The organism is uncultured Aquabacterium sp., assembly GCF_947366995.1.
Taxonomy (GTDB): Bacteria; Pseudomonadota; Gammaproteobacteria; order Burkholderiales; family Burkholderiaceae_C; genus Aquabacterium.
Map to the genome: position 1 here is coordinate 18,484 of NZ_CANBCC010000048.1, position 11,668 is coordinate 30,151.

At 66.4% G+C, this 11,668-nt stretch carries 12 protein-coding genes and 1 pseudogene; 4 read left to right on the top strand and 9 right to left on the bottom strand.

Features of this window, described 5'->3' with window-relative positions; all coding sequences use genetic code 11:
- Nucleotides 1-25: 25 nt before the first annotated feature.
- Nucleotides 26-1,423 carry an argininosuccinate lyase gene (gene argH / locus Q0Z44_RS12725; RefSeq protein WP_298013301.1) on the bottom strand — a complete coding sequence of 466 codons (1,398 nt, stop codon included), beginning with the start codon at nt 1,421-1,423 and terminating at the stop codon, nt 26-28.
- 43 nt (nt 1,424-1,466) lie between these two features.
- Here argH and Q0Z44_RS12730 point away from each other — a divergent pair, with 43 nt between their 5' ends.
- On the top strand, nt 1,467-2,627 hold the full coding sequence (locus tag Q0Z44_RS12730) for a histidine kinase (RefSeq protein ID WP_298013303.1): 1,161 nt from the start codon (nt 1,467-1,469) through the stop codon (nt 2,625-2,627).
- Between the two features lie 28 nt (nt 2,628-2,655).
- A complete protein-coding gene (locus tag Q0Z44_RS12735; protein ID WP_298013305.1) occupies nt 2,656-3,438 on the top strand; it encodes a LytTR family DNA-binding domain-containing protein in 783 nt (260 codons plus the stop codon).
- A 64-nt stretch (nt 3,439-3,502) separates the two neighbouring features.
- On the opposite strand, the gene Q0Z44_RS12740 is transcribed toward Q0Z44_RS12735, so the two are convergent.
- From Q0Z44_RS12740 to Q0Z44_RS12775, 8 genes and pseudogenes are all read right to left on the bottom strand, one after another.
- Entirely contained in the window at nt 3,503-4,150 is a 648-nt protein-coding gene (locus Q0Z44_RS12740; RefSeq protein WP_298013307.1) for a protein phosphatase CheZ, read from the bottom strand.
- Nucleotides 4,151-4,168: 18 nt separating this feature from the next.
- A complete protein-coding gene (cheY, locus tag Q0Z44_RS12745; protein WP_109034763.1) occupies nt 4,169-4,567 on the bottom strand; it encodes a chemotaxis response regulator CheY in 399 nt (132 codons plus the stop codon).
- 51 nt (nt 4,568-4,618) lie between these two features.
- Nucleotides 4,619-5,584: a flagellar motor protein MotB gene (gene motB / locus Q0Z44_RS12750; protein WP_298013311.1), complete on the bottom strand. Its 966-nt coding sequence runs from the start codon at nt 5,582-5,584 to the stop codon at nt 4,619-4,621.
- 45 nt (nt 5,585-5,629) lie between these two features.
- Nucleotides 5,630-6,487, bottom strand: a complete 858-nt coding sequence (gene motA / locus Q0Z44_RS12755) for a flagellar motor stator protein MotA (RefSeq protein WP_298013313.1) — start codon at nt 6,485-6,487, stop codon at nt 5,630-5,632.
- A gap of 288 nt (nt 6,488-6,775) precedes the next feature.
- A pseudogene (flhC, locus tag Q0Z44_RS12760) lies at nt 6,776-7,311 on the bottom strand (flagellar transcriptional regulator FlhC).
- A 48-nt stretch (nt 7,312-7,359) separates the two neighbouring features.
- Complete coding sequence (flhD, locus tag Q0Z44_RS12765) at nt 7,360-7,683, bottom strand: flagellar transcriptional regulator FlhD (protein WP_298013315.1); 324 nt, start codon at nt 7,681-7,683, stop codon at nt 7,360-7,362.
- Nucleotides 7,684-7,981: 298 nt separating this feature from the next.
- A complete protein-coding gene (locus tag Q0Z44_RS12770; RefSeq protein WP_298013318.1) occupies nt 7,982-9,139 on the bottom strand; it encodes an acyl-CoA desaturase in 1,158 nt (385 codons plus the stop codon).
- Between the two features lie 19 nt (nt 9,140-9,158).
- Entirely contained in the window at nt 9,159-10,301 is a 1,143-nt protein-coding gene (locus Q0Z44_RS12775) for a ferredoxin reductase (RefSeq protein WP_298013320.1), read from the bottom strand.
- A 201-nt stretch (nt 10,302-10,502) separates the two neighbouring features.
- Here Q0Z44_RS12775 and Q0Z44_RS12780 point away from each other — a divergent pair, with 201 nt between their 5' ends.
- Both Q0Z44_RS12780 and Q0Z44_RS12785 read left to right on the top strand, forming a co-directional pair.
- Nucleotides 10,503-11,216, top strand: a complete 714-nt coding sequence (locus Q0Z44_RS12780; protein WP_298013322.1) for a transposase — start codon at nt 10,503-10,505, stop codon at nt 11,214-11,216.
- Between the two features lie 242 nt (nt 11,217-11,458).
- The coding region (locus Q0Z44_RS12785; protein ID WP_298013333.1) for a hypothetical protein at nt 11,459-11,668 on the top strand (210 nt) is incomplete at its 3' end.

Here is an 11,668-nt window from a genome sequence, read left to right on the forward strand (position 1 = left end):
GGTTTGCCGCACGAGGGCATTTGCCTCAACCCAGCCGTGCGCGGTGGCGTGCCACCTGTGCACGCACCTGTTCCGGTGCCGTCCCGCCCAGGATGTTGCGGGCGTTCAGCGAGCCACGCAGGCTCAGCACCTCGTACACGTCCTGTTCGATCGCGGGGTTGTAGGCCTTCAGCTTGTCCAGCGGCAGCTCCGACAGGTCCGCGCCGGCCGCGATGGCGTCCTTCACGGCGTGGGCCACCACTTCGTGCGCATCACGGAAGGGCAGGCCCTTCTTCACCAGGTAGTCGGCCAGGTCGGTGGCGGTGGCGTAGCCCTTCTTGGCCGCGCGCTCCATCGCTTCGGGCTTGACGGTGATGCCGGCGGCCATCTCGGCGAAGATGCGCAGTGTGTCCTTCAGGGTGTCGACCGTGTCGAACAGCGGCTCCTTGTCTTCCTGGTTGTCCTTGTTGTAAGCCAGGGGCTGGCCTTTCATCAAGGTGATCAGGCCCATCACGTGGCCCACCACGCGACCGGTCTTGCCGCGCGCCAGTTCGGGCACGTCGGGGTTCTTCTTCTGCGGCATGATCGACGAGCCCGTGCAGAAGCGGTCGGCCAGGTCGATGAAGCCGAAGCTCTGGCTCATCCACAGGATCAGCTCTTCGCTCAGGCGCGAGACGTGCACCATCAGGAGCGAGGCGGCGGCGGTGAATTCGATCGCGAAATCCCGGTCGCTCACACCGTCCAGGCTGTTCTGGCACACGGCTTCGAAGCCCAGCGTGCGGGCCACGCGCTCGCGGTCGAGAGGGTAGCTGGTGCCGGCCAGCGCGGCCGAGCCCAGCGGCAGACGGTTGACCCGCTTGCGCAGGTCGATCATGCGCTCGGCATCGCGGGCAAACATCTCCACATAGGCCAGCAGGTGGTGGCCGAAGGCCACGGGCTGGGCCACCTGCAGGTGCGTGAAGCCGGGCAGGATCACGTCGGCGTTCTGCTCGGCCACGTCCACCAGGGCCTTCTGCAACTCGGTCAGCAGCACGCCGATCTCGTCGATCTCGCCGCGCAGCCACAGGCGCACATCGGTGGCCACCTGGTCGTTGCGCGAACGGCCCGTGTGCAGGCGCTTGCCGGCATCGCCCACGAGCTGCGTCAGGCGGGCCTCGATGTTGAGGTGCACGTCTTCCAGGTCGAGCTTCCACTCGAACTGGCCGGATTCGATCTCGGCCGTGATCTGCGCCATGCCTTTCTGGATGGCGGCGAGGTCGTCGGCAGAGATCAGACCTTGCGCTGCAAGCATGTCGGCGTGGGCCAGTGAGCCCTGGATGTCGGCCTTCCACAGGCGCTTGTCGAAAAACACGCTCGCGGTGTAGCGTTTGACCAGCTCGCTCATGGGCTCGGAAAACAGGGCCGACCAGGCCTGGGACTTCTTGTCGAGTTGGTTGGTGCTCATGGGGCGTGATCCGGACGCGCGCTTCGCGCAAAATGTGCAAACCATGGATTCTACGGAGCATGCCGCCCCTGGCGCCAGCGCGGCGGGCGAGCCGCCTGCCTGGGCGGTGTCCACACAGTTCGCATTGACGCAATTCGGGACCACCGAAACGGCGCCGCGCCCGCAACCCCCTTCGCCCTTCGACGTCTGCCACGTCGGGGTGGTGCTGCGCGTGGTGCTGGGCGTGCAGCTGGTGGTGGCGCTGGGTACGTCCTTTGGTTCCACCAGCCTGCCGGACGCACTGAATCGCTGGATGCAGGGTTCGGTGGTGGCACTGCCTGGCAGCCTGCTGTGGCTGGTGGTGGCCTGTGCCAGCCGGCGCTGGCTGGACCAGCGCAGCGAGCCTGTGCAGTGGGGGGTGGCGGGCTCGCTGGGGGCCGTCAGCGGGCTGGTGGGGGCCGCACAAGGGTTGTGGCTGGATTGGTTGCTGGGGGTGCCCCGTTCACTGGTGTGGTCTCTGCTGCCCGCCATGGGCACGGGGGCGGCGCTCGCCTGTGCGGGGCTGGCGTGGTTGCGTCACCGCAGCCGCAGCGAGTTGCCCGCGCATGCCGCGGCCCGGCTGGCCGAGTTGCAGGCACGCATCCGGCCGCACTTTCTGTTCAACACGCTGAACACGGCGATCGCGCTGGTGCAGATCGACCCGCAGCGGGCCGAGTCGGTGCTGGAAGACCTGGCGGAGCTGTTTCGCCAGGCGCTGGTGTCGCCCACGATGCGCTCGACGCTGCGCGACGAGGTGGATCTCGCCCGCCGCTACCTGAGCATCGAGCAATTGCGGTTCGGCGATCGCATGACGGTGCGCTGGGAACTGGACGAAGCCGCAGCCGAGGCCGAACTGCCGGCGCTCATTCTGCAACCGCTGGTGGAGAACGCCGTGCGCCACGGCATCGAACCGTCGCCGGAAGCGGGCTGGATCGTGGTCCGCAGCCGGGTGCAGGCGGGCCGTGTCGAGCTCTCGGTGCGCAACTCCGTGCCAGCTGCATTGACGGTTCCTGGGGTGGCCCGGCCCGGGCACGGCATGGCATTGCGCAACGTGCGGCAGCGGCTGAAACTGATGCACGATGTGGAGGCCGATTTCGAGGCGGGCTTGCAGCGCGGTGACGGAGAGCGTCAACCCGGTGTCTATGTGGTACGGCTCAGCGTGCCGCTGCGGCGTACGCGTCCCTGAGTCGATCCGGTCAGATCCCCTTCGCAACATGAGTCAGGACATCTCACCTTTGCGCATTGCCCTGGTCGATGACGAGCCGTTGGCGCGCATGCGCATCCGCGCTCTGGTCGGGCAGACCGGCGAAATGGCCGAGGTCGCAGCCGAGTTCGGCGAGCCGGTCACCGCCCTGATGTGGCTGCAGGAGCAGGACGATCGCGGCGAGCCGGTCGACTTGGTCCTGCTCGACATCCAGATGCCCGGGCTGGATGGCATGACGCTGGCCGCGCGGTTGCGGAGCCTGCGGCAGCCGCCCGCGGTGGTGTTCGTGACCGCCCATGCCGAGCACGCGCTGCGTGCCTTCGACCTGGCCGCGGTCGACTACCTCACCAAACCCGTGCGTCTGGACCGCCTGACAGCATCGTTGCAGCGGGTGCGGGCGCTGCGACCACCCATGGTGCCGCGCGAGGCCGAGGCACTGGCAGACAGCGAGGTGTTCGTGGTGCAGGACCGCGGACGCGTGGTGCGCATCCCGCTGGCCGACATCCTGTACTTCAAGGCCGAGCAGAAGCTGGTGGTGTTGCGCACCCTGCATGACAGCCATACGTTGACTGACTCGCTGACGGAGCTGGAAGGCCAGGTCGGTGAGCGCTTCATCCGGGTCCACCGCAATGCGCTGGTGGCGCGCCAGGCGATGCGCGCGCTGGAGCGTCGGCCCGACGAGGACGAGGGCGGCGAAGGCTGGGCCGTGCAGGTGCGCCCGACGATGGAGTGGCTGGCGGTGTCGCGGCGGCAAGTGAGTGCCGTGCGTGACGCCATGGCAATGCAAACGTGAGCCAGTTCTGAAAAGCAGAAGGCCACCCGGAGGTGGCCTTGTCGCATGGCGCCGGCGTCCCGGGTCAGAAGCCCAGGCTGGCCAGCAGGTCGTCGACCTCGCTCTGGTTGGCGACCACGTCGGTGCGGCCTTCGGGGTTGACCACCGGACCCTCGAGCTTGGGCTCCACCAGATGGGCCGTCAGGGCCGCTTCGACCTTGTGGGCCTGCTCGGGTGGCGCGGCCTGCACCAGCAGCTTGACCAATTGGGATTCGAGGTCGGAGGCGAGGCGCACCACTTTGGCCACGACCTGACCGGTCAGGTCGTGGAAGTCCTGCGCCATCATGATGTCGGTCAGGTGGCCGTCGACCCGGTGGGTCACCTTCTCGACGTCCTGCACGAAGTTGAATACTGCGCCGCTCGCCACGGCCTTGACCGGGTCTGCGGTGATCTGCGAGGCCAGCTTGCGTGTCTCGTTGGCGATGTGCTCCTGGTCCGCCTTGGCGGTGTCGACCAGGTTGAGCACCTTCTCGGCGGCCTCGGCCGTCTTGTTGGCGATGTAGTTGAGCCGGCTGCGGGCGTCGGGCAGGTCGTCGACGTTGTTCTTCAGCCCAGGCAGGACCCCCAGCATGTTCATCGTGTCGTGCAACTGGCGGGTCAGCGTGCCCAGTTGCTGGAAGATCTCCGGCGAGGCCGCCGGCATCTGCATGTTGTCTGGCAGGTCCACTTTCATCGTCGGCTCCCTTGTTGCTCAGGCCGTGGTGGCGAGCTTTTGCATGATCTTTTGTACTTTTTCTTCCAGCGTCGCCTTGGTGAAGGGCTTGACGATGTAGCCCGCCGCACCCGATTGGGCCGCCAGCACGATGTCTTCCTTCTTCGCTTCGGCGGTCACCATCAGCACGGGCAGGTGCTTGAGGCCATCGTCTGCCTTGATGGCCTTGAGCAGCTCGAAGCCGTTCATGTTCGGCATGTTGATGTCGCTGACGACAAAGTCGAAGCGACCGTTCTTCAGCATGTTGAGTGCGACCGCACCGTCCTCGGCTTCTTCGGCGTTGATGTAGCCGATCTCCTTGAGGAGGCCTCGCACGATCCGTCGCATCGTGGAGAAGTCGTCCACGATCAGGAATTTCATGTCAGCGGGTTGGCTCATGGGGTCGTCCTTGGGTCTGGTGCCGGCGTGGCCGCCGGGCTCATTGCAGGCTTATCGGCCGGTGAGGTCGGGTCTTGAGGGGCGGATGTCCGACTCGGGCGGGGCTGAGGGGGGCTCATCGTCCTCGGCCGTGACCGATTCGGCACGTGCGGCGCCAAAGAACCTGTCTTCGGCCTCGCGGTTCATCACGATGATGCTGATGCGGCGGTTCAGCGGGCTTTCCGGGCTGTCCTTTTCGTACAGCATGCTGGCGGCCAGCCCCTGCACCCGCAGCACCTTGGCGCCGCTCAGGCCGCCGGCGATCAGTTCACGCCGTGACGCATTGGCTCGATCGGCCGACAGTTCCCAGTTGCTGTAGCCGCGCTCACCGCCACTGAAGGGCTTGGCGTCGGTGTGGCCCTCGATGGTCAGCCGGTTGGGGACTTCGTCCAGCACGCCGCCGATGGCGCGCAGGATGTCGCGCATATAGCCTTGCACGTCGCTGGAGCCGCTGTCGAACATGGCGCGGTTCTGGTCGTCCACGATCTGGATGCGCAGGCCTTCGGCGGTGAGGTCGAGCCGGATCTGGCTCTGGTACTTCGCGAGGCGGTCGTCGTTGGCCACCACCTCTTCCACCTTCTGCTTGAGCACCCGCAGGCGCTCGGCCTCGGCGCGTGCCTGTTCGGCGCGGATGGCGCGGCGGCGACGCTTTTCCTCGGCCGCGTCCGAACTGCCCTTCTTCACCTGGCCCACGGTTTCGCTGAGGTTGTTGCCGCCGCCCTTGACGATCGAGGTCGCGTCGCCCGCGCCGCTGCCGCCAAAAAACGCCACCTTCAACGGGCTGTTGAAGTAGTCGGCAATGCCCTTCTTGTCGCCTTCGGTGGTCGAGCCCAGCAGCCACATCAACAGGAAGAAGGCCATCATGGCGGTCACGAAGTCGGCATAGGCGATCTTCCACGCACCACCATGGGCGGCATGGCCACCCTTCTTGATGCGTTTGATGATGATCGGCTGGACCTTCTTGGAGTCACCGGCCATGGCGGGCTTTCACGGTATGCGAGGAGGCAGAAGACGTGATCGGGATCACTTCTTCTTCACGTGGGTTTCGAGCTCGGCAAAGGTGGGGCGCTCGGTCGAGTACAGCACCTTGCGGCCGAACTCGATGGCCACTTGGGGCGCGTAGCCCTGCATCGAAGCCAGCAGCACGGTCTTCACCACCTGGAATTCCTTGGTGCCTTCGTCCAGCTTCTGCTCCATCAAGCCACCCAGCGGCTCCACCACGCCGTAGGCCAGCAGAATGCCCAGGAAGGTGCCGACGAGGGCCGAGCCGATCATGCCGCCCAGCACGGCCGGGGGCTGGCCCACCGAGCCCATGGTGTTCACCACACCCAGCACCGCGGCCACGATGCCGAAGGCGGGCAGGGCGCCGGCCAGACGCGCCACCGCGGCGCAGGCCGCGTGGCCCTCGTGGTGGTGGGTGTCGATCTCGTTGTCCATCAGGGTTTCGATCTCGTGGGCGTTCAGGTTGCCCGAGACCATCATGCGCAGGTAGTCGGTCACGAACTCGATCACGTGGTGGTCGTGTCCGACGGTCGGGTACTTGCCGAACAGAGCGGAGTTGTGCGGGTCCTCGACGTCCTTCTCGATGGACATCAGGCCCTCCTTGCGGATTTTCTGCAGCACTTCATAGAGCATCGCCATGAGCTCCATGTAGCGGTCCTTGGTGTACTTCGAGCCCTTGAACAGGGGCCCGAACTGCCCGAGCACGGCCTTCACGGTCTTGGGCTGGTTGTTCACCAGGAAAGCACCAATGGCACCCCCACCGATGGCCATCATTTCGGTCGGCATGGCGTGAATGATCACGCCCATGTTGCCCCCGTGGATGATGTAGGCGCCGAAGATGCAGCCCAGGCAGACGATGTATCCGATCGCGACGAACATGGTGGTGGGTCAGGTACTGGTCATGTCGGCATCTTCGGTCAGCAGGGTGGCGGCCGATGCCGGAAACAGCGCCGCACTCCCGCTGCTTATCCCGCTCAGGTTTCACCTGGTGGCAAGCGCGCCGCGTTTGCACCAAGCAAAAAGGCGGGCCCGAAGCGGGCCCGCCAAGAGCACGTCCGTCCTCGGTCGTGCCCAGAGGAGACAAGCAAAGGGCGATTCGCTGTCGAACCGCCTGATGGGGTATCGGCGTGTGGGCGGCAGACTTGAGGGCTGACCGCCGGGGCGACGTCAGTGCAGCTGGATGCCGCCGGCGGCCTTGCCCTTGCCGGCCCTCGCCGGCGGGTTGCACAGGCCGCACACGAAGTGGCGGGCCATCTCGTGCGGGTGGGTGACGAAGTGTCCGCCGCATTGCGTGCAACGCGTCAGGCTCAGCATGCCCGTGTCGATGAACTTGACCAGGCGCCAGGCGCGGGTCACCGACAGCAGCGGCTCCAGGCCCTGCACCTCGGTCTGTTCCAGATAGAGCTGGTAGGCCTTGATGATGGCGTCGATGTCATCGATCTCGGCGGCCTTGTTCAGGTATTCGTGGATGTTCAGGAACAGGCTGGCGTGGATGTTGGCTGCCAGGTCATGAACCAGTCGGTGGAAAAAGGCAGCTGCCCTTTGGAGGGCGACTTGCCCGCCACTTCCTTGTACAGGCGCAGCAGGCGCTCATACGACATGTCGGTTTCCGATTCCAGCACCTGCAGGCGGGCACCCAGCTTGATGAGGGTGACGGCCCGTTCGATCTGCTTGGCTTCGGTCAGCAGGCTCTTGTTGCGCATGGCGGTTCCTTGCAGGCGGTGGGCGGGGGCGGTCGAGGTGGCTGAAGCTCAGGCAGCTTCCTGGTGGCGGCCGGCCATCAGGATGGAAGCATGCAGGCGGCTGACGGCGTCGTTGGCCGTGCCTTTGCCATGGTTGGTCAGCAGCGCCCACACCAGGTCGTCGTCGACGCGCATGCGGCAGATCAGTGTGTTGCTCGAGGCCACCTTGAGGACCTGGGCGGGGGTCAGGAGCGCCAGCAGCGAAGCGGTCTCGTCCGAGATGCCCAGGCGGAACAGCGCCTGCTCGCGGTCTGCGCGGATGAGGCTCTGAGCCAGCATCAGGTACTGCAGGTTGGCTTCGCGGATTTCCATCAGGACTTGTTCGTTGGTCATCTTGGACTCCTAAAGGTTCTGGAAGGCGGGCTTGTCGGTCTTGTTTCGCCGATGGGTGTCGGCATGGAATGGATTCTGGTGACCGGGGCCGGATTTCTGAATAGGAGCGGCGCTGTAAGCCGCGTCGGCTGAGGACTGCGTGCCGTGTCAGAAAAAACCTGACAAAAGCGATTTGAAGGGGGGTGATGCCGGGCCTTTTCCCGTCAGAGGGGGCCGGAAAGGCAGAAAGGCGGGCCAATGGCCGCGCCTTTCCTGGTTTGACCTGAGGGCGCCCTGTTGGCGACGCCCCAAGCCCCGTTCACTCGGCCGCGATCGGCTTCAGGGCAATGTGAACTGCCCGCTGGGGGCCGCCCGGAAGGCTGTAGCGAGCGATGCGCTTGAGCACCGTCCACAACTGCCGCCCAAAGCTGCCGGTGTGATACGGCACACCGTAGCGTGCGCACACGGCCTGTACGCGTGGGGCCATCTCGGCGTAGCGGTTGGCCGGGATGTCAGGGAACAGGTGGTGCTCCACCTGGTGCGACAGGTTGCCGCTCATCAGGTGCAGCAGGGGGCTGCCGTTGATGTTGCTGGACCCGAGGATCTGGCGCAGATACCACTGCCCGCGGCTTTCGCCCTCCACCGATTCTCGCGTGAACGTGTAGATCTCTTCCGTGAAGTGCCCGCAGAAGATGATGGCCCACGCCCACAGGTTGCGGATCAGGTTGGCGCCCGCATTGCCGGCCAGGACGGCCAGCCCGAAACCCAGCGCGTCGCCCGTCGTGGCCCCACCGATGGCCGCGCCCACCAGCGGCCACACCACGTAGTCCCGCTTGACGATGCGCCACATCTTGGCCCGCACCAGCAGCCACTGTGGCCGACATTCCGCCCACTTCTTGCGCCCGATGACGACCTTGTCCATCTGCAGGTCGTGAATGGCCACGAACCACTGGAAGAAGGCCGCCAGCAGCAGGGTCAGCAGCAACTGGAAAAGGTGGAGCCAGCTCCAGCGCAGGTCGCTCGACAGGCGCAGCAGGCCGTAGCCGAAGTCGCGGTCTTTGCCAATCACGTTGGTCCAGGTGTGATGGGTGTAGTTGTGCGAGTGGCGCCACTCCTCCTTCGGGCAGGTGTTGTCCCAGTCGAAGGTGTCGCCCTGGAAGCGCGGGTCGTTCATGAAGTTGAACTGGCCATGCATCACGTTGTGACCCAACTCCATGTTGTCGATCACCTTGCTGATGCCGAGCAGGGCCGTGCCCAGCAGCCAGGTGGGCGGGAAGGGGCCGATCGCCAGCAGCGCGCGGCCCAGCAACTCGGTGACGCGCACCAGCGTCAGGATGCCGCGGATGTAGCGCGCATCGCGCTCGCCCAGCGTGCGCCGGGTGTCGTCGCCGATCGCGTCCAGTTCACGCTGGAACGCGGCCATTTCGGCCGGGGTGCGCGGACCGATCTGCACGGTGGAGGAGGAGGAGTGGGTCATGGTGTTGGGGGCGGGTCTCTCAACCCAGCGACTCAAGCTGGAGGTCGGTGAGGGCGCTGCTGACGCACAGCCGGATCGCCTGGCCTTCGCCGTCGATCCGGGATCCGCTGTGCAGGTCGCGCACGGCGCCGCTGTGCAGGCGGCATGTGCATTCATGGCACAGGCCCTGCCGGCAGCCGTGCTTGAGCCGCAGGCCGGCCTGCTCGCTGGCTTCCAGCAGCGTGGTGTGGCCCGGCGCCTCAAACCGGTGGGTGTGCGGCGCGCGCCGGATGTGCACGGCGTGGCGGGTCGTTGCGCCGCCCTCGGCGCGCACGGGCCCGAAGGCCTCGAGGTGCAACTGCCCGGCTTGCCCAGCCTGCTGCCACAGCGTGCGTGCCGCCGCCATCAGCGGGGCAGGGCCGCAGCACCAGGTGGGGGTGCGGGCCCAGTCTGGCGCCACCCGCGACAGCAGGGCTTCGTCCAGCAGGGCCGGTGCGGCAGCGGGCTCCCTCCCGCCGGCTGCTGTGTGCGCGGTCGAGTCGACGGGCACATAGCGGAAGGCGGGCCATTGCCGGGCCAGATCGTCGAGCGCTTCGGCATAGATGCGCTCCGCCCGGCTGCGCGCAAAGTAGATCAGCGTCACGCGGGTGGCCGGGGCTTCACGGTGCAGGTGCTGCAGCATCGCCATCAACGGCGTGATGCCGCTGCCGCCCCCGATCAGCAAGAGCCGCGGGGGCGTGGCAGCGGGCAGTGTGAACGCGCCGTCCGGGGCGCTGACGGTCACGTGGTGCCCCACCTGGATGCGGTCGTGCAGATGATTGGACACCAGGCCACCGGCCTGCCGCTGGACGGTGATGGCGAAGCGCTGGGGATGTCCCGGCACCGCCCGCGGCGAGTAGGCCCTCCGGTGGAATGCGCCTGCGATCTCGACGCCCACCATCACATGGTGCCCCGCCCGGAGTCCGTGAAAGCCTGGTCCGGCCTGCAGTTCGAAGGTCGTGGCGGTCGCCGTTTCGGCTCGGCGGTGCACCACGCGGGCATGCAGTCGGTGCACGGTCCACAGCGGATTGAGCCAACCCAGCGTGTCGTCGAACGCGGCCGGGCTGACCCCGAGGTGGCCCAGCCAGGATGACAGGTGTGTGGCGGCCACCGCGCTCAAGGGGGACGAAGACAAGGTGGCCATGTGTGCAGAGCTCCGGGGGGTCAGAAAGCCGTTGGACGCGGGCTGTGCAACGCCCGACGTGGCGAAGGGTAGAGAGGCTGGGCGGGGCTGCACAGGCGGGGAACTCCTCAAACGGCCGTATGAGCCCCGTGAATGGGGGCCCTGTGCATCGAAGACGTCACCGTGGATAATGGGGACAGATCCACTCCGGAGAGCGTTCATATGGCCCGGTTGCCTCGGCTTGGTGTGGCCGGCTGGCCCCATCTGGTGGTGCAGCGTGTGCACGAAGGGCAGTTGCTGGCCCGGGACGACACCGACCGTGCGGCGCTGCTCGGCGCGCTGCGCGAAGCGGCCCGCCTCCACGGGCTGGCCGTGCATGCCTACGCGTTGTGTCCCGACCACCTGCATCTGCTCGCCACCCCGATGCAGGAGGACAGCCTCAGTCTGACAATGCAGGCATTGGGCCGGCGGTATGTCGCGGCTTACAACCGGCGTCACGGCCGCCATGGCGGACTGTGGTCCGGGCGCTTCCGGGCAGCGGTGCTGGATCCGGTGCAGTTCTTGCTGCCCGCCATGGTCTTTGTCGAGCAGCACGGCGTGCGCGCCGGGCTGGTGCACCGCGAAGACGACGAGCGATGGTCAAGTGCCCGCCACCACCTCGGCCTCATGACGGACCCACTGGTCGCCGACCATGCCCTGTTCTGGGCGCTGGGCAACACGCCGTTCGAGCGCGAGGCGGCCTGGCGCCGCCGCTTGGAAGAAGGGCTTTCAGAGGCCGAGTGTCAACGCCTCGCTGATGCCATGCACAAGGGATGGGCGCTGGTAGACGAAGCCAAGCAGCTGGCACTGCAGCAACTGGCCGGGCGGCCCGTGCGGCCGCGTCCCCGGGGGCGCCCGAGGAAAACGGCGTTGGCCGCCACATCGGCTGGCGGTTGATCTGTCCCTAATTTTCGAGACCCAATTCGACGGTCACTTTTTAATTGGGATCTGACCCTATTTATTACTGCTTGTGACGCTCGGCGCTTCGGGTTATCCTCCACTCTCCCCGTGTTGTTTTGTCACACTCACTCTGGAGCGCCCCCATGTCTCAGGCGACTTCGGGAACGATGTTCCCCACTGACGCTGCCGTGAACCTCACGGCCACCGCCCAAGAAATCCAGGCAGCCGCCGAACATGGCATGTATGCCAATGCCGAGCACGACGCATGTGGCGTCGGCTTCGTGGCGCACATCAAGGGCCTGAAGGCGCACAGCATCGTGCAGCAAGGTCTGCAGATCCTGGAAAACATCGACCACCGTGGTGCCGTGGGTGCCGACCCGCTGATGGGTGACGGTGCCGGTCTGCTGATCCAGATCCCCGACGAGTTCTACCGTGCCGAGGTTCCGGCA

What these genes read in the sequence shown, in the direction of transcription:
- argH (WP_298013301.1), bottom strand. Translation starts at nt 1,423, where the DNA reads ATGAGCACCAACCAACTCGACAAGAAGTCCCAGGCCTGGTCGGCCCTG.
- Q0Z44_RS12730 (WP_298013303.1), top strand. Translation starts at nt 1,467, where the DNA reads ATGGATTCTACGGAGCATGCCGCCCCTGGCGCCAGCGCGGCGGGCGAG.
- Q0Z44_RS12735 (WP_298013305.1), top strand. Translation starts at nt 2,656, where the DNA reads ATGAGTCAGGACATCTCACCTTTGCGCATTGCCCTGGTCGATGACGAG.
- Q0Z44_RS12740 (WP_298013307.1), bottom strand. Translation starts at nt 4,150, where the DNA reads ATGAAAGTGGACCTGCCAGACAACATGCAGATGCCGGCGGCCTCGCCG.
- cheY (WP_109034763.1), bottom strand. Translation starts at nt 4,567, where the DNA reads ATGAGCCAACCCGCTGACATGAAATTCCTGATCGTGGACGACTTCTCC.
- motB (WP_298013311.1), bottom strand. Translation starts at nt 5,584, where the DNA reads ATGGCCGGTGACTCCAAGAAGGTCCAGCCGATCATCATCAAACGCATC.
- motA (WP_298013313.1), bottom strand. Translation starts at nt 6,487, where the DNA reads ATGTTCGTCGCGATCGGATACATCGTCTGCCTGGGCTGCATCTTCGGC.
- flhD (WP_298013315.1), bottom strand. Translation starts at nt 7,683, where the DNA reads ATGACCAACGAACAAGTCCTGATGGAAATCCGCGAAGCCAACCTGCAG.
- Q0Z44_RS12770 (WP_298013318.1), bottom strand. Translation starts at nt 9,139, where the DNA reads ATGACCCACTCCTCCTCCTCCACCGTGCAGATCGGTCCGCGCACCCCG.
- Q0Z44_RS12775 (WP_298013320.1), bottom strand. Translation starts at nt 10,301, where the DNA reads ATGGCCACCTTGTCTTCGTCCCCCTTGAGCGCGGTGGCCGCCACACAC.
- Q0Z44_RS12780 (WP_298013322.1), top strand. Translation starts at nt 10,503, where the DNA reads ATGGCCCGGTTGCCTCGGCTTGGTGTGGCCGGCTGGCCCCATCTGGTG.